Source organism: Musicola paradisiaca NCPPB 2511 (assembly GCF_000400505.1).
Taxonomy (GTDB): domain Bacteria; phylum Pseudomonadota; class Gammaproteobacteria; order Enterobacterales; family Enterobacteriaceae; genus Musicola; species Musicola paradisiaca.
The window spans coordinates 2,657,267-2,675,971 of sequence record NZ_CM001857.1 but is presented as its reverse complement, the minus strand read 5'-3'; the positions used below and the strand labels follow the sequence as shown (position 1 = coordinate 2,675,971).

The 18,705-nt window shown below is 57.1% G+C and carries 18 protein-coding genes and 2 pseudogenes; 12 read left to right on the top strand and 8 right to left on the bottom strand.

The window, feature by feature from the left end; genetic code table 11:
* Positions 1-20: 20 nt before the first annotated feature.
* Complete coding sequence (locus DPA2511_RS11790; protein ID WP_015853984.1) at positions 21-1,709, bottom strand: aspartate:alanine antiporter; 1,689 nt, start codon at positions 1,707-1,709, stop codon at positions 21-23.
* Positions 1,710-2,103: 394 nt separating this feature from the next.
* Here DPA2511_RS11790 and ybjM point away from each other — a divergent pair.
* Positions 2,104-2,476, top strand: a pseudogene (gene ybjM, locus DPA2511_RS21655) (inner membrane protein YbjM).
* A 136-nt stretch (positions 2,477-2,612) separates the two neighbouring features.
* Here the strand turns inward: ybjM and DPA2511_RS11780 are convergent.
* Positions 2,613-2,876 carry a GrxA family glutaredoxin gene (locus tag DPA2511_RS11780; protein WP_015853982.1) on the bottom strand — a complete coding sequence of 88 codons (264 nt, stop codon included), beginning with the start codon at positions 2,874-2,876 and terminating at the stop codon, positions 2,613-2,615.
* 387 nt (positions 2,877-3,263) lie between these two features.
* Here DPA2511_RS11780 and nfsA point away from each other — a divergent pair, with 387 nt between their 5' ends.
* The 9 genes and pseudogenes from nfsA (at position 3,264) to rlmC (ending at position 11,863) form a co-directional block, all read left to right on the top strand.
* Positions 3,264-3,986, top strand: a complete 723-nt coding sequence (gene nfsA, locus DPA2511_RS11775) for an oxygen-insensitive NADPH nitroreductase (protein WP_015853981.1) — start codon at positions 3,264-3,266, stop codon at positions 3,984-3,986.
* A 12-nt stretch (positions 3,987-3,998) separates the two neighbouring features.
* Entirely contained in the window at positions 3,999-4,901 is a 903-nt protein-coding gene (gene rimK, locus DPA2511_RS11770) for a 30S ribosomal protein S6--L-glutamate ligase (RefSeq protein WP_015853980.1), read from the top strand.
* A gap of 116 nt (positions 4,902-5,017) precedes the next feature.
* Positions 5,018-5,497 carry a YbjN domain-containing protein gene (locus DPA2511_RS11765; RefSeq protein WP_015853979.1) on the top strand — a complete coding sequence of 160 codons (480 nt, stop codon included), beginning with the start codon at positions 5,018-5,020 and terminating at the stop codon, positions 5,495-5,497.
* A 393-nt stretch (positions 5,498-5,890) separates the two neighbouring features.
* Entirely contained in the window at positions 5,891-7,000 is a 1,110-nt protein-coding gene (gene potF, locus DPA2511_RS11760; RefSeq protein ID WP_015853978.1) for a spermidine/putrescine ABC transporter substrate-binding protein PotF, read from the top strand.
* Positions 7,001-7,121: 121 nt separating this feature from the next.
* Entirely contained in the window at positions 7,122-8,255 is a 1,134-nt protein-coding gene (gene potG / locus DPA2511_RS11755) for a putrescine ABC transporter ATP-binding subunit PotG (RefSeq protein WP_015853977.1), read from the top strand.
* A gap of 16 nt (positions 8,256-8,271) precedes the next feature.
* Positions 8,272-9,231, top strand: a complete 960-nt coding sequence (gene potH, locus DPA2511_RS11750) for a putrescine ABC transporter permease PotH (protein WP_015853976.1) — start codon at positions 8,272-8,274, stop codon at positions 9,229-9,231.
* On the top strand, positions 9,228-10,073 hold the full coding sequence (gene potI, locus DPA2511_RS11745) for a putrescine ABC transporter permease PotI (RefSeq protein ID WP_015853975.1): 846 nt from the start codon (positions 9,228-9,230) through the stop codon (positions 10,071-10,073). The genes potH and potI overlap by 4 nt, the downstream gene beginning before the upstream one ends.
* Positions 10,074-10,178: 105 nt before the next feature.
* Entirely contained in the window at positions 10,179-10,628 is a 450-nt protein-coding gene (locus DPA2511_RS11740) for a YbjO family protein (protein ID WP_153247147.1), read from the top strand.
* Positions 10,629-10,694: 66 nt separating this feature from the next.
* Positions 10,695-11,863: pseudogene (gene rlmC / locus DPA2511_RS21650) on the top strand (23S rRNA (uracil(747)-C(5))-methyltransferase RlmC).
* Here rlmC and DPA2511_RS11730 read toward each other — a convergent pair.
* The 6 genes from DPA2511_RS11730 to artP all read right to left on the bottom strand — a co-directional run bounded on the left by DPA2511_RS11730 (position 11,828) and on the right by artP (position 17,024).
* Entirely contained in the window at positions 11,828-13,006 is a 1,179-nt protein-coding gene (locus tag DPA2511_RS11730) for an MFS transporter (RefSeq protein WP_015853973.1), read from the bottom strand. The pseudogene rlmC and the gene DPA2511_RS11730 sit on opposite strands and share 36 nt — an antisense overlap.
* Before the next feature lie 133 nt (positions 13,007-13,139).
* Positions 13,140-13,874 carry an arginine ABC transporter substrate-binding protein gene (artJ, locus tag DPA2511_RS11725; RefSeq protein ID WP_015853972.1) on the bottom strand — a complete coding sequence of 245 codons (735 nt, stop codon included), beginning with the start codon at positions 13,872-13,874 and terminating at the stop codon, positions 13,140-13,142.
* Positions 13,875-14,148: 274 nt separating this feature from the next.
* Complete coding sequence (gene artM, locus DPA2511_RS11720; RefSeq protein ID WP_015853971.1) at positions 14,149-14,820, bottom strand: arginine ABC transporter permease ArtM; 672 nt, start codon at positions 14,818-14,820, stop codon at positions 14,149-14,151.
* On the bottom strand, positions 14,820-15,536 hold the full coding sequence (artQ, locus tag DPA2511_RS11715; RefSeq protein WP_015853970.1) for an arginine ABC transporter permease ArtQ: 717 nt from the start codon (positions 15,534-15,536) through the stop codon (positions 14,820-14,822). Before artQ ends, artM begins: the two co-directional genes overlap by 1 nt.
* A gap of 10 nt (positions 15,537-15,546) precedes the next feature.
* Positions 15,547-16,278: an arginine ABC transporter substrate-binding protein gene (artJ, locus tag DPA2511_RS11710; protein WP_015853969.1), complete on the bottom strand. Its 732-nt coding sequence runs from the start codon at positions 16,276-16,278 to the stop codon at positions 15,547-15,549.
* A gap of 17 nt (positions 16,279-16,295) precedes the next feature.
* Positions 16,296-17,024: an arginine ABC transporter ATP-binding protein ArtP gene (gene artP / locus DPA2511_RS11705; RefSeq protein ID WP_194250199.1), complete on the bottom strand. Its 729-nt coding sequence runs from the start codon at positions 17,022-17,024 to the stop codon at positions 16,296-16,298.
* A 480-nt stretch (positions 17,025-17,504) separates the two neighbouring features.
* Here artP and DPA2511_RS11700 point away from each other — a divergent pair, with 480 nt between their 5' ends.
* Positions 17,505-17,831, top strand: coding sequence for a heavy metal-binding domain-containing protein (locus DPA2511_RS11700; protein WP_023638341.1), 327 nt, complete (start codon positions 17,505-17,507; stop codon positions 17,829-17,831).
* 2 nt (positions 17,832-17,833) lie between these two features.
* Positions 17,834-18,670, top strand: coding sequence for an N-acetylmuramoyl-L-alanine amidase (locus DPA2511_RS11695; RefSeq protein ID WP_023638340.1), 837 nt, complete (start codon positions 17,834-17,836; stop codon positions 18,668-18,670).
* Positions 18,671-18,705 lie beyond the last annotated feature (35 nt).

The window sequence follows — 18,705 nt, the reverse complement described above, 5'->3', positions numbered from 1 at the left end:
CATTGCTTTACAAAATCAGATCAGCCGGGCAATTGCGGCCAGATGATGACGATCAGCGAACCTGCCAGCGTCAGCAGGACGTTGGCGATGGCGTAGGTGCCGGCATACCCCAACGCCGGAATATTGCTCCGCGAAGCATCACTGATGATCTCCATGGCCGGCGCGCAGGTGCGGGCACCCATGATGGCGCCGAACAACAACGCCCGATTCATGCGTAGCACATAAGCGCCGAACAGGAAGCAAATCACCACCGGCAACAAGCTGACCAACAGGCCGGACAGCAACATCTGGATGCCAATATCCCCCAGACTGGTATTGATGGTGTTGCCCGCACTGAGCCCAACCCCGGCCATGAAAACCATCAGGCCAAACTCTTTCACCATGTTCAGCGCGCCTTGCGGTATATAGCCGAAGGTCGGATGGTTGGCGCGCAGAAACCCCAGCATGATGCCGGAAAACAGCAACCCGGCGGCATTGCCGATGCCGAAGGAGAAATTTCTGAACTGGAACGTGACCAACCCGACCATGATGCCGATGATAAAAAACGCACAAAAGGCCATCAAATCAGTGACCTGGCTGTGGATGGAAATAAAGCCAATCCGGTCGGCGATACTTTTGACGCGACGGGCATCGCCGCTGACCTGCAACACATCGCCTTTGTTGAGCACGACGTTGTCGTCGATCGGCATTTCAATCTGGCTGCGCACGATGCGATTCAGGAAGCAGCCGTGATCGGTCAGCTTCAACTGGCTCAGGCGTTTGCCAACGGCATTGTGGTTTTTTACGACAATCTCTTCGGTAACGATGCGCATATCCAGCAAATCGCGTTCGAAGACTTCTTTGCCGTCACGAAAATTGGGGTTCAGGCGCGCATGCGCGTCCGGATATCCCACCAGCGCGATTTCGTCGCCCAGTTGCAGTACCGCATCGCCATCCGGTGTGGCGAGGATGCCGTTGCGGCGGATGCGCTCAATGTAGCAGCCGGTCTGGCGGTAGATGCCGAGTTCACGCAGGTTTTTACCGTCGGCCCAAGCGACCAGCTCCGGGCCGACCCGATAGGCGCGGATGATCGGCAGGTAGATTTTGCGCTGACTGTCGGCGTCCAGACCACGCTCGCGGGCGATTTGCTGGGCGCTGGTCGGTAGATCCTGATGTTGCAAGCGGGGTAGATAACGGGCGCCGAAGATCAGGCTGACGAGCCCGATAAGGTAGGTCAGGGCATAGCCCAGGCTCAGATGTTCCTGCTCGACCGAAAGTAATGGGTTGCCGGTGAAGGCGGTGCGCAGCGTATCGCCCGCGCCGACCAGCACCGGCGTTGATGTCATGGAACCGGCGAGCATCCCCGCGCTTAACCCGATTCCCCAGCCGAACAGCTTGCCCAACAGCAGCGCGAGCAACAATGCGCTGCTGACCATCACCAGCGCCAGCATCAGGTAGTTTTTACCGTCGCGGAAGAAAATGGAAAAGAAGTTGGGGCCGGCCTCCACGCCGACGCAAAAAATGAACAGCATAAAACCCAGACTGAGCGCTTCGGTGTTGATGGCGAAATGCTGTTGGCCCAACAGGAGCGACACCACCAGTACACCGATGGAGTTGCCGAGTTGTACCGAGCCAAGCCGCAGTTTTCCCAGACAAAGGCCCAGGCTAAGCACCACAAACAGCAGCAAAATGTAATTCCCGTTTAACAAATCAGCGACGTTTATATTCATGGGATGTAACGTGTTGTTTACCGGTAAGTTCTTGATATAAAAAATAAAGTGGTCTAAATTTATCACATTATAAGGATTCTGTCCGCGATGAAACCATCACGGCAAAGAAAGGAATAGGCCTCGAACGTCATACGCTGGGTGATCTCCCCCATCGTGCCGCCAACGCCGGATAACAACCGCGTGACTGCGACGCACTTGGGCTGGGAACGCGGGTCTGGTCAGGCGGCGCCATTTTAGAACGTTCTCCTGCGGACAACCAGCGTGATAGGTGGGAATGTGCGTAAAATCACCACGTTGACCCCACATCAGGGATATCTGCGTCAATCGCCGGAAGTCATTGATTTGATGTCCGCTGGCGGTGATGGCGTTTCATCCATTTTGCGGAGGCGGCAGCATGACAAACAATAGAGGTTGGGTTGGTGTCGTTGGCTGTTTTGTACTGTTTATTCTGGTGTTTCTGAGTCAGAAAATGACGCTCTCCCGTGTCGCAATCAATGACGGGTTTCGGGGTGAGCCGGGCATGTTGCTGTTCCTGCTGCCGGGTCTGGTGTCCTGTTATCTGTCCGGATGTCGGCGGTTGAAATATACCTTGCTCGGCGCGTTGGCGGCGTCGTTGATCTGCCTGTTGCTGTTGCAAGTGCGGTGGAGCGAGCCGGTCTCGTTTTTGGCAGGAACTGGCGTATCTGGCGGGGGCGGTCTTCTGGTGCCTGTTGGGGGGGCTGACCTTTCTGTTTTTGCGGGCGGTGAGTCGGCACTATTTTCACTGACTTTGTTTCACTGACTTTGTTTCGTTGATTTTGTTTCACTGACTTTTATCACCAGCCTGCCGGTTTTGCTGACCAGCGGCGACAGGGGATGACGCACAAGAGATAGAGGCGCGCGTGGCGCCTCCGCGTCGTCCGATTACTGATACAGCCCCAGATGCTCTTTGGCATAGGCCTCAAAATCAGTACAACCGCCGATATGTTGTTCATCAAGGAAAATCTGCGGAACGGTCTGCACCGGTTTACCGACAGTCTTGGACAAATCGTCTTTGGTGATCCCCTCAGCGTGGATATCCACGTAGCGGAAACTGAAATCATCGCGATCCGAAGCCAGTTTTTCAGCCAGTTCTTTGGCGCGGACACAATAGGGGCAACCCGGTCGTCCGAAAATTACTGCGTACATGTGAACTCCTTACTTACTTTTGGAATCAGCATCGCGTGCATGCACATGCGATGCGAGTGAAATATCGTTATTCAGCCAACGCTCAGACGGCCCCGGCAGGTGGTCATTTATCGCGGGGCGCAGCCTATACATACAACGGCGCTACTATGCCTGCAACGACAATCAATAGAAAGCGGTCGATACCTGTCGCTGTCATCCATATTGACGATGATTCGCTGAGGAAACGTGCGCCGGCGCGTTGTCTGATGGGGGGAGTGACGTATAATCGCCATCTGTGCCGTAGTCTGCGGGGGAATGCCGGATTATTTGCCCGGTTTGCCGGATGATAACGACGCCGGTGACGCCCGCGCTGTGTAATTTCAACATTGTGTTCCAAGGATACCCGACGTGACGCCAACCATAGACCTGCTGTGCCGGCATCGTTCGATTCGCGCTTTTACGCCAGAACCGATTGGCGCAGCACAACGGGAGGCGATACTCGCCGCCGCCCAGAGCGCTTCCAGTTCCAGTTTTTTGCAATGCAGTTCGATCATTCGCATCAGCGATCCGATGTTGCGTCAGGCGCTGGCGCATCTGGCGGGCGAGCAGCCCTGGGTCGGGCAGGCGGCGGAGTTTTGGGTGTTCTGCGCCGATTTCTATCGCCATCAGCAGATTTTTCCGCAAGCGGAGTTGGGGATGGCGGAACAACTGTTGTTGGGCTGCGTGGATACCGCGTTGATGGGGCAGAATGCCCTGACGGCGGCGGAATCGCTGGGATTGGGCGGTGTGTTTATCGGCGGGATCCGCAACAACATGGCGGAAGTGACCCGACAACTGCAATTACCGCAGCAGGTGTTGCCGCTTTTTGGGTTGTGTCTGGGGCACCCCGCCGCCGATCCGGATTTAAAACCGCGTCTGCCTATCGGGTTGGTCTTGCATGAGAACCGCTATCAGCCGCTGGATGGTGAATTGCTGGCGGAGTATGACCAGCATATCGAGGCGTATTACCGCCATCGCGACAGCAATACGCGCCGTGAAAACTGGAGCGGGCATGTCCGGCGCACGCTGGGCAAGGAGCGTCGCCCCTTCATGCTGGACTACCTGCATCAGCAGGGCTGGGCCACCCGATAGTCGCGGAGCGCTATGAAGATTGCCATTTTATCGCGGGACGGTTCGCTCTATTCCTGCCAACGCCTCAGCACTGCGGCGGAAGAGCGTCATCACAGTGTTGAAGTCATCGATCCGCTCTCCTGTTATATGAACATCAATTCCGCCACGCCCTCGATTCATTATCAGGGGCGACAACTGGCGCATTATGATGCGGTGATCCCGCGTATCGGTTCGGCGATTACTTTTTATGGTACGGCGGTATTGCGTCAGTTCGAAATGCTGGGCAGCTTTGCGCTCAATAATGCCGCTTCGGTGATCCGCGCCAGAGACAAATTGCACTCGCTGCAACTGCTGGCGCGCCAGGGGATTGATCTGCCTATCACCGGGTTTGCCCATTCACCGGACGATACGGCGGATCTGATCAAGATGGTCGGGGGCGCGCCGCTGGTGGTGAAACTGGTGGAAGGCACCCAAGGCATCGGTGTGGTGCTGGCGGAAACCCAGCAGGCGGCGGAGAGCGTGATCGATGCCTTTCGCGGACTGAACGCCCATATCCTGGTGCAGGAGTACATTCGGGAAGCGCAGGGTAAGGATGTCCGCTGTCTGGTGGTGGGCGATCGGGTGGTCGCGGCGATTGAACGTCAGGCCAAACCGGGGGATTTTCGCTCTAATCTGCATCGCGGCGGTTCGGCGAAACTGGTACGGATTACGCCTCAGGAACGGGCAATTGCGGTCAAAGCCGCAAAAACATTAGGACTGAATGTTGCGGGTGTTGATATACTACGCGCCGAGCGTGGGCCGCTGGTCATGGAAGTCAACGCATCGCCGGGCCTGGAGGGAATAGAAACCACCACCGGCATGGATATCGCAGGGATGATGGTCGAATTCATTGAGCAGCATCACCGCGCTGTCCCCCGTTCCGCCAAGGTTCGGTAACACTTTCGGCCCTGGCGGCCTGCTCGTTCCCCTGCGTTTCGGCATCGCTGCCGGTGCGTTTCGTTTATCCGCAAGTCGGAATTTTTTCTCAAAGAGTCATTTAAAAGGCGGTCAATATGGATTCAATCATCGTCCCTGATTTGAATTTGCTTCGGCGGTGGCTGGATCAACTGGGCATTATCTATTTCGAGTGCGATTCCTGTCAGGCGCTGCATCTGCCGCATATGCAGAATTTCGACGGCGTTTTCGACGCCAAGGTGGATATTGCCGACAGCGTGATCCTGTTTTCCGCGATTGCCGAAGTAAAACCCACCGCGCTGATCCCGCTGGTCGGCGAGCTGAGCCAGATCAACGCCAGTTCGCTGACCGCCAAGGCTTTTCTCGATATTCAGGACGACAACCTTCCCAAGCTGATTGTGTGCCAGACGTTCAGCGCCGGCGCCGGTATGACGCTGGAACAGTTCCGCCACTTTATGCAGCAGGCCGAGCAGCAAGTCTCCATGGTGATCATGGAAGCCAGCGCCAATAATCTGCTGTTTTTAGGGGAGGAGGAAGAGAGCCCTGCTGGTCGTCTGAACTCGCCAAGTCTGCATTGATTACGTTACGTATCAAGCGCTGTCTATTAGATTTTCTTATTTTTGATAAACCGTATTTTATGCGGTTTATCACGCCATCTTGCCAAATATATTTCTGTGTTTGTGCTTTGCTGACGCAGCACATAGATAGAATCTGCATAAATAATCGATAAAACCCATTTTTTACGTTCCGGTATGGTGCGGTTGTAACACTGCGGTTATGCTTTATTTCTGTATGGAGTATGAGACAACCTGTTGTCTGGTTTGTTTAAAGATCAATCGTTTCAGTGATGAAATATGCCGGTACAGGGTTATTCATCTTGATGCGTGATAAACGCAGATGAAGAGCATTTTGTATCCGGTTAATGCGCTGTTAACCCCATAATTCACCGCCTGGAATGGAGGAAGGAACGGATGTTCACCCAACGTAAAACATGGCTTTCGGGTGTTTTAGCCGGCTTGCTGATGGCCGCGTCCGTCACCGCAACTGCGGAAGAAAAAACACTGCACGTTTATAACTGGTCTGACTATATCGCCCCGGACACGCTGGAGAACTTCCAGAAAGAATCGGGTATCAAGGTCGTTTATGACGTGTTCGATTCCAACGAAGTGCTGGAAGGCAAACTGATGGCCGGCAGCACAGGATTCGATCTGGTTGTGCCCTCCGCCAGTTTTCTGGGCCGCCAGATTAGCGCCGGCGTGTTCCAGCCGCTGGACAAGAGCAAGCTGCCAAACTACAAGAATCTCGATCCGGAGCTGATGAAGCTGATTGAAGAGCACGATCCGGGCCACAAATACGCCGTGCCTTATCTGTGGGCGACTACCGGCATCGGCTACAACGTGGAGAAAGTGAAGGCTGCGCTGGGCAAAGATGTGCCGGTCAACAGTTGGGATCTGGTGCTAAAACCGGAAAACCTGGAGAAGCTGAAAAGCTGCGGCGTTTCCTTCCTGGATGCGCCGGCTGAAATCTACGCCACCGTGCTGAATTATCTGGGTAAGGATCCGAACAGCACCAAGGAATCCGATTACAGCAAAGATGCGACCGACCTGTTGTTGAAATTGCGTCCGAGCATCCGTTACTTCCACTCTTCCCAGTACATCAACGATCTGGCTAATGGCGATATCTGCGTGGCTATCGGTTGGGCGGGTGATGTGATGCAAGCTGCCAATCGCGCTAAAGAAGCGAAAAACGGCGTGAATATCAGCTATGCCATCCCGAAAGAAGGCGCGCTGGCGTTCTTTGATGTCTTCGCGATTCCGAAGGATGCCAAGAATCTGGATGAAGCCTATGCATTCCTCAACTATCTGTTGAAACCGGATGTGATTGCCAACATCAGTAACCATGTGTACTACGCGAACCCGAACAAGGAAGCGACGGCGCTGGTGAGTGAAGAGGTGCGCGGCAACCCGAACATTTATCCGCCTGCGGATGTACGTGCCAAACTGTTCACGCTCAAGGTACAATCACCGAAAATCGACCGTGTGATTACACGTTCGTGGACCAAGGTCAAAAGCGGCAAATAGCCGTCGTCGGCCTTGATTCATAATCCTGCAAACAGGCGGCTTCAACACCGCCTGTTTGCGCTATTTGTGTTGCAGTCAAACGGCTGCGATTTTGTTCTGCTTCTGCCGGAGAGCAATATTAGTGAACGAAGCGATTCCCCGCCCTCAGCCCAAACTTCAGAAAGTAACCACCCCGTTGCTGGAGGTGCGCAACCTGACCAAATCATACGATGGGCAACTTGCGGTTGATGATGTCAGCCTGACCATTTACAAAGGCGAGATGTTTGCGCTGCTGGGCGCCTCGGGATGTGGTAAATCCACGTTACTGCGTATGCTGGCCGGGTTTGAACACCCCACCCACGGCCAGATTGTGCTGGATGGGCAGGATCTTTCCCTGGTGCCGCCGTATCAGCGCCCCATCAACATGATGTTTCAATCCTACGCGCTGTTCCCGCATATGACGGTGGAAAAAAACATCGCGTTTGGCCTGAAGCAGGACAAACTGTCGCGCGGCGAAATCCGTGACCGCGTCGAGGAGATGCTGACGCTGGTGCACATGCAGGAGTTCGCAGGGCGCAAGCCGCACCAACTTTCCGGCGGCCAGCGTCAGCGTGTGGCGCTGGCGCGCAGTCTGGCGAAACGTCCGAAGCTGCTGTTGCTGGATGAACCGATGGGGGCGCTGGATAAAAAGCTGCGCGACCGCATGCAGTTGGAAGTGGTGGATATTCTTGAACGTGTGGGGGTGACTTGCGTCATGGTGACTCACGATCAGGAAGAGGCCATGACCATGGCGGGCCGCATCGCCATCATGAACCGCGGAAAATTCGTACAGATCGGCGAGCCGGAAGAGATTTACGAGAATCCGACATCGCGTTTCAGCGCCGAGTTCATCGGCTCGGTGAACATGTTTGAAGGCATGCTGACCGAACGCCAGGACGATGCGCTGATCCTGCAAAGTTCGGGGCTGGTTCACCCGTTAAAAGTGAATTCCGATGTATCCATCGTGGATGGCGTGCCGGTGTATGTCGCGCTGCGTCCGGAAAAAATCATGCTGTGCGAAGAGGTGCCGGCGGACGGGTTCAACTTCGCCGTCGGCGAAGTGGTGCATATCGCCTATCTGGGCGACCTCTCGATTTATCACGTCAGGCTCAGCAGCGGGCAGATCATCAGCGCCCAGTTGCAGAACGCCGACCGTTTCCGCAAGGGCTCGCCCACCTGGGGCGACGAAGTGCGTCTGTGCTGGGATGCGGACAGCTGCGTCGTGCTGACGGTGTAACGGAAGGGGAAACGTCATGACAATGCTATCTGAACACCGCGAACCGCCGGGACAGAGTATGAGTCCGTTGCGCGCTATGTTGGCCCGGCTGCGGCTGGCTCATGGCCGTAAACTGGTGATCGCGCTGCCGTATCTGTGGCTGCTGTGCCTGTTCATGCTGCCGTTTCTGATTGTTTTCAAAATCAGTTTTGCGGAAATGGCGCGCACCGTACCGCCGTACACCAACCTGATGGAGTGGGCGGAAGACCGCCTGCAAATAAGCCTCAATATCGGCAACTATCTGCAATTGTTGTCTGACCCGCTGTATATCGACGCTTACCTGCAATCGTTGAAAATCGCGGCGGTTTCCACGCTGTGCTGTCTGCTGGTGGGCTACCCGATGGCCTGGGCGGTGGCGCACAGCCGGTCGTCCACCCGCAATATTCTGCTGCTGTTGGTGATCCTGCCGTCCTGGACCTCGTTCCTGATCCGCGTCTATGCCTGGATGGGGATCCTTAAGGACAACGGTATTCTGAACAATTTTCTGACCTGGCTGGGCGTCATCGACCAGCCGCTGACCATTCTGCATACCAATCTGGCGGTGTATATCGGGGTGGTGTATTCCTATTTGCCGTTTATGGTGCTGCCGATTTATACCGCGCTGACCCGGCTGGACTACTCGCTGGTGGAGGCGTCGCTCGACCTCGGCGCGCGCCCGGTACGCACGTTCTTCAGTGTGATTGTGCCGCTTACCAAAGGCGGCATCATCGCCGGTTCCATGCTGGTGTTTATCCCAACGGTAGGGGAATACGTGATCCCTGAACTGCTCGGCGGCCCGGACACCATCATGATCGGGCGCATTCTGTGGCAGGAATTCTTTAACAACCGCGATTGGCCGGTGGCCTCGGCGGTAGCGATGGTGATGCTGATCCTGCTGATTGTGCCCATCATCTGGTTCCACAAGTATCAGAACAAAGCGGCGGAGGATCAGGAATGAACAATTTACCGGTAGTGCGTTCGCCGTGGCGCATTCTGATTCTGGTACTGGGTTTTACCTTCCTGTACGCGCCGATGCTGATGCTGGTTGTCTACTCGTTCAACAGTTCGCGCCTGGTGACGGTATGGGCGGGCTGGTCGACCCAGTGGTACAGCGCGCTGTTTGAAGACTCGGCGATGATAAGCGCCGTGGCGCTCAGCCTGACTATCGCCGCCGCCTCGGCGACGATGGCGGTGGTGATTGGCACGTTGGCGGCGGTGGTGATGGTGCGCTTCGGTAATTTTCGCGGTTCTACCGGCTTTGCCTTTATGCTGACCGCGCCGCTGGTGATGCCGGATGTGATCACCGGCCTGTCGCTGCTGCTGTTGTTTGTTGCGTTGGGGCACGCCATCGGCTGGCCGGCGGAACGCGGCATGTTCACCATCTGGCTGGCGCATGTCACCTTCTGCTCGGCCTATGTCACGGTGGTGATCAGTGCGCGTCTGCGTGAACTGGATCATTCGATCGAGGAAGCGGCGATGGATCTTGGTGCGACGCCGCTGAAAGTGTTTTTCATCATCACGGTGCCGATGATTGCGCCGGCGCTGATTTCCGGCTGGCTGCTGGCGTTCACGTTGTCGCTGGATGATCTGGTGATCGCCAGTTTTGTGTCCGGGCCGGGCGCGACGACGCTGCCGATGCTGGTGTTTTCCAGCGTGCGCATGGGGGTCAACCCGCAGATCAACGCCCTGGCGTCGTTGATTTTGCTGGTCGTCGGCGTTATCGGGCTGATCGCATGGTGGTTTATGGCGCGGGCGGAAAAACAGCGGTTGCGGGATTTACGACGCGCGGTGCATAACTAACGCATTTTTCTGTTTTGTTTGCCTTTTTTCTGATAACGCCACCATACTTAGGTGGCGTTATTGTTTCAGGAGGAACACACCATTCTATACGGTAAAAAAGCGATCATGCGGCGTAGCGCGTTCGCGCCGGTGGCGGTGATGGTGGCGGGAATCGCGATTATTACCACCCGCTGCCTGAGGATCCTGCTGATGGTGGGAGAACTGGGTGTCAGCGAATTTGTCGACTGGCTAAGCAACAGCGCCAAAGAATGGGATACCACGCTGGTGTTGTTGGGGGCATTGGTGATCGTCAGCCTGGAAATTCGTTGCGGGTTTGCCGTGCTTTCCGGCATCAACTGGGGGCGCTGGTGCTTTCTGGCGGCGGAATGTTTGGTGACGGTGTATATGCTGACGGCGTCCATGGTTGACTTTTTACCGCCCGTATTTCATATCGGCGGCGGGACGACCGGCGAAATACTCAACAACCTTCTGCTACAACAACTACCCGATGCGTTGCTGATCTTGTTGCTGTTTATTCCCCGGCGCAGTCAGCGTTTTTTTGCCCAGCCGTCCTAACTTTCCCGTCTGCTGATGGTACAATCAGCCCCCTTTTGTGTATTGACGACAGATTTCAGCCTTCCCATGCAATGTACCCGCTATAACGACGGAACCTGCCGCTCCTGCCAGTGGCTGGAGAAAGACTACACGCAGCAGTTAGCTGATAAGCAGCAACACCTGCGTGGATTGCTGACCGGGCATCCGGTGTCGCAGTGGCTGCCGCCGGAGGCGTCGGCGGAAAGCGCATTTCGCAATAAGGCCAAGATGGTGGTGAGCGGCAGTGTGGAGCGGCCGCTACTGGGGATGCTGCGCCGCGATGGTACGCCGATCGACCTGTGCGATTGTCCCCTCTATCCGCAAGATTTTGCGCCGGTATTCGCGGTGCTGAAGCCTTTTATCGCCCGGGCCGGGCTGACGCCCTATAACGTGACGCGCCGCCGCGGTGAACTGAAGTATCTGCTGTTGACGCAAAGCACCCTGAGCGGCCGTTTCATGCTGCGCTTTGTCGTGCGATCTGAAGCCAAACTGGCTCAACTGCGCGCCGCCTTGCCCTGGTTACAGCAGCAATTGCCGCAGTTGGCGGTGATCTCCGCCAATATCCAGCCGGTACATCAGGCCATCATGGAGGGCGAGCAAGAGATCCCGCTGACGGAACCGCAGGCGCTGGAGGAGCGGTTTAATCAGGTGCCGCTGTACATCCGGCCGCAGAGCTTTTTCCAGACCAACCCTCAGGTTGCTGCCCGGTTGTATGCCGCCGCCCGTGCGTGGGTGGCGGGGTTGCCGATCGGCAGCCTGTGGGATTTGTTCTGCGGGGTAGGGGGATTCGGGTTGCATTGCGCCAGTCAGGAGCGGGCGCTGACCGGCATTGAAATCAGTGCGCAAGCCATTACCTGTGCGCGGCGCTCGGCGGAGCAACTGGGGTTATCGCAGGTGAACTTTGCGGCGTTGGATTCCACCCGTTTCGCCGTCGGCGAAAGCCGGACGCCCGATTTGGTGATCGTCAATCCGCCTCGTCGGGGGATCGGCGCCGAATTGTGCCAGTATCTGGCGCGCATGGCGCCGCCCTGCTTTACTCCAGTTGTAACGCGGAAACCATGGCGCAGGATATGGCGCATCTGCCGGCGTATCGGGCGGTGAAGGTACAATTATTCGACATGTTTCCCCATACCGCCCATTACGAAGTGCTGGCGTTATTGCAACGGTCATCGACGGCTGGCCTACCGGGGGCGTTTTTTCATTCCCAACAGGGTTAGCGCGCAGAACGCCGCGCCGACCAGAAAGGTCGCGGCGGCGCCCCAGTAGCTCCACAGTACGCCGGCGATCGTGCTGGCCAGCAGCAAGGCGATGCCGCTTATCAGGTTGAACATGCCGTAGGCGGTACCGCGCAGGTCAGCCGGCGCTTCGTCGGCGATCATGGCCGCCAGCAATCCCTGCGTCATCCCCATATGCATGCCCCACAGTGCCACGCCCAACAGCAAGCCGAACCCATGTGTGCTCCATGCCAGCACGATATCCGCCAGAATCAGCACCACCAGCCCGGTTTGCAGCAGCGCACGGTGGGATACGCGATCCGCCAGTTTACCGAAGGGGTACGCCGAACAGGAGTAGACCAGGTTCATCGCCACCATGACCAACGGAATCAGCGGCAAAGGAATGTTTAATTGCTGTGCCCGCAGTACCAGAAACGCCTCGCTGAAGCGGGCGAGGGTGAAAATGGCGCCGGTGCCGACCACCCACCAATAACCGGCGCCGAGGCGCTTGAGGTTATCGCGGCGGATCGGATTGGCGCGTGGGGCGACGCGGCGGGGTTCCGGCTCGTTCAGGCCAAAAAACAGCAAGGCGATGGACAACAGACCGGGGAGCGCGGCGACCCAAAAAATGGCCCGAAAATCATTGTGCCACAGCAGCATCAGACCGACGGCGATCAGCGGCCCGGCGAAAGCGCCGAATGTATCCAGCGATTGGCGCAGCCCAAAGGCCGCGCCGCGAATGTCCGATGGCGTAATGTCCGCCACCAGCGCGTCCCGAGGGGCGCTGCGGATCCCTTTGCCGATGCGATCCAGCAGGCGGGCGCCGAGCACCATTCCGAGGGATGGCGCCAGCGCGAACAGTGGCTTACTGAACGCGCCCAGCCCATAGCCGAATAACGCCAGCCCTTTACGTTTGCCGAGATAGTCGCTCAGTACGCCGGAAAATACCCTGACGATGAGCGCGGTGGCTTCCGCCAACCCTTCCACCAGGCCGATCAGCATCACGCTGGCGCCCAGCGTCGATGTCATAAACAGCGGCAACAGGCTGTGAATCATCTCGGAGGAGATATCCATCAGCAGGCTGACGCCGCCCAACACCCATACGCCTTTCGGAATGCGGTTTAGGGTCGATAAGAGTGGAAACATAATGTGCGCCCGGTTCGGTGGATCGTGGTGCTGGCAGTGATGCAAAGTGCAGAGCCTAGCAGGTTGCGCGTCAGGTGTCAGGCGGTGTTGCCGGTGAGCCCGCGGCACCTGTCCGGGCGGCGGGCTCTGAGGGTTATTGCTGCGGGAACCACTTGTCGTTGATGGCTTTGTAGGTGCCGTTGGCCTTGATGGCGGCCAGCGCGTTATTCAGTTTTTCCAGCAGCGCCTGGTTATCCGGCCGTACCGCAATGCCGAGGCCGATACCGAAATAGGCTTCATCCGTCACTTTTTCGCCGACGGTGGCCAGTTCCGGGTTGGTTTTCAGCCATTCATTGACTACGGCGGTATCGCCGAATACGCCGTCAAGCCGGCCATTTTTCAGATCGATCAGCGCATTCTGGTAGCTGTCGTAAGGCACGGTCTTCACTTCCGGATGTGTGTCCTGCAGGTATTTCTGGTGAGTGGTGCCGTTTTCCATACCGATACGTTTACCTTTCAGATTCGCCAGCGAGTGATACTTGCCTTTTTGCGCGATCACGATGGCGGAGTTGGCGTAGTAAGGCTGGGTAAATGCGACTTGTTTACTGCGTTCCGGGGTGATGTCCATGCCGGAGATCACGGCGTCGTAGCGGCGGAATTTCAGCGCCGGGATCAGGCTGTCGAACGCCTGATTGGTGAAGCTACAGGTGGCCTGTATCTGTTTGCACAGCGCATTAGCCAGATCGATATCGAAACCGACGATCTGGTTGCCGGCATCCAGGGATTCGAACGGCGGGTAGGTGGCGGAAGCCGCGAAACGCACCGTCTCGGCAGCGGTGGCACTCAGGGTGAAACCCGCCAGCAGGGCGGCAAGGACGATTTTTTTCATGATCACTCCAGTCTGTTTTTGTGCATTCGTATTACGGCGTGTCGCCAGTGGAGACACCATGCCATCAATAAAATACATATGCAAATATTATGATTAAAAATTCAATAATCTGGCGTGGGCTTGGTGGGACTGAAATAATATTTATATTTTATAATGAGATAATGAAGGCTGTGATGGCGGCAGGGTAGGGTACTGAATATTATTTCATCATAAATGAATGTTATGTTAATGCTGACAGGCGCAACGACGCCCTGGCGACAGGGCGTCGAAATGCTCAGGCGCTACGTTGCTCGAAGGCCAGCGCGCGACGTTCGAGAAGGCGCATCAACAGCGTCAACAGGCCATTGACGCACAGGTAAACGATACCGGCGGCGCCGAACACCAGCACATCATACGTCCGGCCATACAGCAGTTGCCCGTGGCCCATCACTTCCATCAGCGTGATGGTATACGCCAGCGAAGTACCTTTGAACACCAGCACCACTTCGTTGGAGTAGGAAGAGAGCGCGCGCTTGAAGGCGAACGGCAGCAGGATATGCAGCGTGTCGCGTCGGTTCATGCCGAGCGCCGCGCAGGATTGCCACTGCCCGGCCGGAATGGCGCGTACCGCGCCGTAGAACAGCTGAGTGGTGTAGGCGGCGCTGTTGAGCGCCAGCGCGCTAACGGCGCACAGCCAGGGTTGGGACAGCAGGCTCCACAGCCAGGGGATCTGGCGGATGGACTCAAACTGACCGGGGCCGTAGTAAATCAGAAAGATCTGCACCAGCAGCGGTGTACCGGTGAACAGCGTGATATAGACCCTGGCCAGCGATGAGAGCAGCGGCGTCTTCAGCGTCAGGACCACGGTCAGCGCCAGCGACAACACCAGCGCAAGCAGCAGCGAGGCGATGGTCAGCCACAGGCTGGTATGCAGGCCTTTGAGCAATTCGGGTATGTAACCGAGCATCAGGACGGCCTCCGTTCAAAGCGCGTAGCGCGGGTTTCGATGCGCTGTAGGATCGCCTGACTCAGCAGGGTGATCGCCAGATAGATAGCCGCGGCGATCATGTACCAGGTAAAGGGTTCCTGCGTGCGGGTGGCGATGCTTTTGGTTTGCAACATCAGATCGTTAACGCTGATCAGCGACACCAGCGCGGTATCTTTGAGCAGTACCAGCCACTGATTGCCGAGGCCCGGCAGGGCATGGCGCCACATTTGCGGCATGATCAGACGCCGAAATATCACGCTTTTGCTCATACCCAGCGCCTGGCCGGATTCCCACTGCCCGCGAGGAACGGCTTTGAGCGCGCCGCGCAGGGTCTGAGAAGCATATGCCGCATACAATAACGCCAGTGCGATGACCCCGCACAGGAACGGGCTGACCTCGAAGTTCTCGATATTCAGCTTCACTGGAAACTGCACTACGCCCAGATTGAGGGTAAAGCCATCCGCCAGCGTCAGCAGCAGCTGGGAGGAGCCGAAGTAGATAAACAGCACCACCAGAATTTCCGGCAGGCCGCGTAACAGCGTGACCAGCGCCGTGCCGCAGGCCGCAACCGTTTTCCAACGGGCGGTTTCCCACAGGGCGAACAGCATGGCCAGCGCCAGCCCCAGCATCAGGGCGCAAACGGCAAGGCCGACGGTCATCCCGGCGGCGCTTGCAAGAGGGTGAAGTTCAATCATTAGCGTCGGATTATTGCTGGAACCATTTCTTATAGATGGCCTGATAAGTACCATCCTGCTTGATTGTGTTCAGCGCGGCGTTGAATTTTTTCACCAGTTCGTCGTTGTTCTGGCGCACCGCGATGCCCAGGCCAATGCCGAAGTAGTCTTTATCCGCGACTTTGTCGCCAACGGCGGCCAGGCCCTGATTCTGTTTTAGCCATTCGTTGACGACCGCCGTGTCGCCAAACACGGCGTCCAGACGGCCGTTTTTCAGATCCAGCACCGCGTTCTGGTAGCTGTCATAAGGCACGACCGTGATGTCTTTATGCTTATCCAGCAAGAATTTTTGATGCGTGGTGCCGTTCTGAACCCCGACACGTTTACCGCTCAGGGCGGCGACATTCGCAATCTTGTCTTTCTGGGCGATGAACATCGCCGAATTTTCATAGTAAGGCTGGGTGAAAGAAACCTGCTGCTGGCGTTCCGGGGTGATATCCATGCCGGCGATGACCGCATCGAAACGGCGGAATTTGAGGCCGGGGATCAGGCTGTCAAACGCCTGGTTGCTGAAGGTACAGGTGGCCTGAATCTGTTTACACAGTGCATTGGCCAGGTCGATGTCGAAGCCGACGATCTGGTTGCTGGCGTCCACGGATTCAAACGGCGGGTAGGACGCTTCGGTCGCGAAACGAAGGGTGTCGGTGGCGGAGGCGGAAACGCTTAATCCGGCCAGCAGGGCCGCGAGGATGATTTTTTTCATGATTATTCCTGATAATGTCAATGAGACAGATAGCCAGCGAATTCGGGTGTCTGGGGCTGAGTGAAGTGCGAGGCGTCGCCTTGTTCCACGATACGGCCATTTTCCATGTACACCACACGGCTGGCGGTTTTGCGTGCAAAATCCACTTCATGGGTCACGATAACCTGCGTGATGCCGGTTTCGCTCAATTCCTGAATGATGCTCACCACCTGGGCGGTGATTTCCGGATCCAACGCGGCGGTCGGTTCATCGAACAGCAGTACGTTGGGTTCCATCATCAAGGCGCGAGCGATCGCTACGCGCTGTTGTTGACCACCGGACAGGTGCAGCGGATAACGGTCGGCGAAGTCGTTCAGACGCAGGCGGGTCAGCAATTTTTCGGCGCGGGCGCCGGCGTCCTGGCGAGTTAACCCCAACACCCGACAGGGCGCTTCCACCAGATTTTGCTGCACGGTGAGGTGCGGCCATAAATTGTATTGCTGAAACACCATGCCGACATGGCGGCGCAACTGGCGAATAGCGTCTTCGCCGGGGGCGTCGCGGAAATCAAATTGGGTGCCGTCAATCGCCAGCGTACCGGAACGCGGCATCTCCAGCAGGTTAAGTACCCGCAGCAGCGAGCTTTTTCCCGCACCGCTGGGGCCCAGCAACACCAGGGTTTCCCCGGAAGGACAATCAAGAGTGATGTCAGACAGCGCCTGATGTGCGCCATAAAAACAGTTAATGCCGGTTAGTTGAATACTCATGCGTAAGAATTGAATAGACATTGATGCCGCAGATGGTAGCGTCGGCAGGATACTTCTGCAATCGCCCCGGCCCAAAAATTGCAATTACACGACTTTTTGTTGATCTACCAGCACAAAATTGTGCGGCATGGTGAAAGCGGATATCGTTCAACATCGTATCCACCCTGATGCGGCGCGGCTTTCGTCGCGGTGTTCCGCCTTGCCGTTGTGTTTCATCCTCTGCGCCCAGCGGGCCGACCTGCTGCGCAGCGCCCGCCCGGAGCCGCCTCCCGCACTTCCCCGCCGTGAACACGTTTCCCTGAATAACACGAAATGTTGACCCGGCCCTTGTCGCCCCTGTTTTTCCGGTAAACGCTGTCCATCCGCCGCCTTGGTGTGAGAAAGTGTGCCGGGCTGTCGCCTGCGATAAGGCGGAATATGGCCCTCCCGGCTGACAGTGAAGCCGGCGGCCTTGACGACACAGGAAAGGGAGCGAGCATGATGCAGTTAACCACCACCCCGACGCTGGAAGGGTATGCCATCGATGCCTATTGCGGCGTCGTGACCGGCGAGACGATTCTGGGGGCGAACATTTTCCGTGACCTGTTGGCTGGGCTGCGGGATATCGTCGGCGGCCGTGCCGGCGCTTATGAGCATGAACTGCGCCGGGCGCGGGAAATCGCGATGCAAGAAATGGAACAGCAGGCGCTGGAGCTGGGCGCGAATGCGATTGTCGGTATCGATATCGACTACGAAACCGTGGGTAAAAACGGCAGCATGCTGATGGTGTCCGTCAGCGGAACCGCTGTGAGGGTAAGCCGTCTGTGAACATGATGCGGCGCCTGATAACGGCAGCGTTGTTGTTGACGATGCTGTCCGGTTGCCAGATGTCGGATTCCCGTACTGATGAAGGGCGCTATGTGCTGGAACAGGCGGTGAAGGCGCGTTCACACTCGTCACGAGTGCAGTTTCTGGTGATCCATTACACGGTCGGCTCGTTTCCTCAGGCGTTACAGGTGCTGACGGAAGATGAAGTGAGCGCCCATTACCTGATCCCCGCCGTCCCGCCGCTGTACCACAGCAAGCCGATGGCATGGCAGTTGGTGCCGGAGTCGCAGTCCGCCTGGCATGCCGGCGTCAGCCATTGGCGCGGCTACAGCCACCTGAATCAGGTTTCGATTGGGATCGAGCTGGAAAATCCCGGCCAGCGGGATACCGCCTCCGGGGCTGAGTGGACGCCCTATCCTGCGTCACAGATCGCACTGGTGGCGGATTTGGCGCGCGATATCATTCGTCGTTACGCCATTGCACCGCCGAATGTGGTGGCGCACAGCGACATCGCGCCGCAACGCAAAACCGATCCCGGCCCTTTGTTTCCCTGGCAGGCGTTGGCGGAGCAGGGCATCGGCGCCTGGCCTGACCCAGAGCGGGTGGCGTTCTATCTGCAAGGCAGAGCGCCGCATGCGGCAGTAGACCGCCGGACGCTGCTGGAAAAGCTGGGGCGTTACGGGTATGAGGTGACGGAGGGGATGAGCGCTCGCCAGCAACAACGGGTTATCGCCGCGTTTCAGATGCACTTTCGCCCACAGCGGGCCGACGGGCAACCGGATGCGGAAACCGACGCCATGGTTGATGCATTGCTGGAGAAGTACGGCGCATCGCGCTGATCCCGAGGGCCGTGTTTAGCGATTCCTGAGGGCGC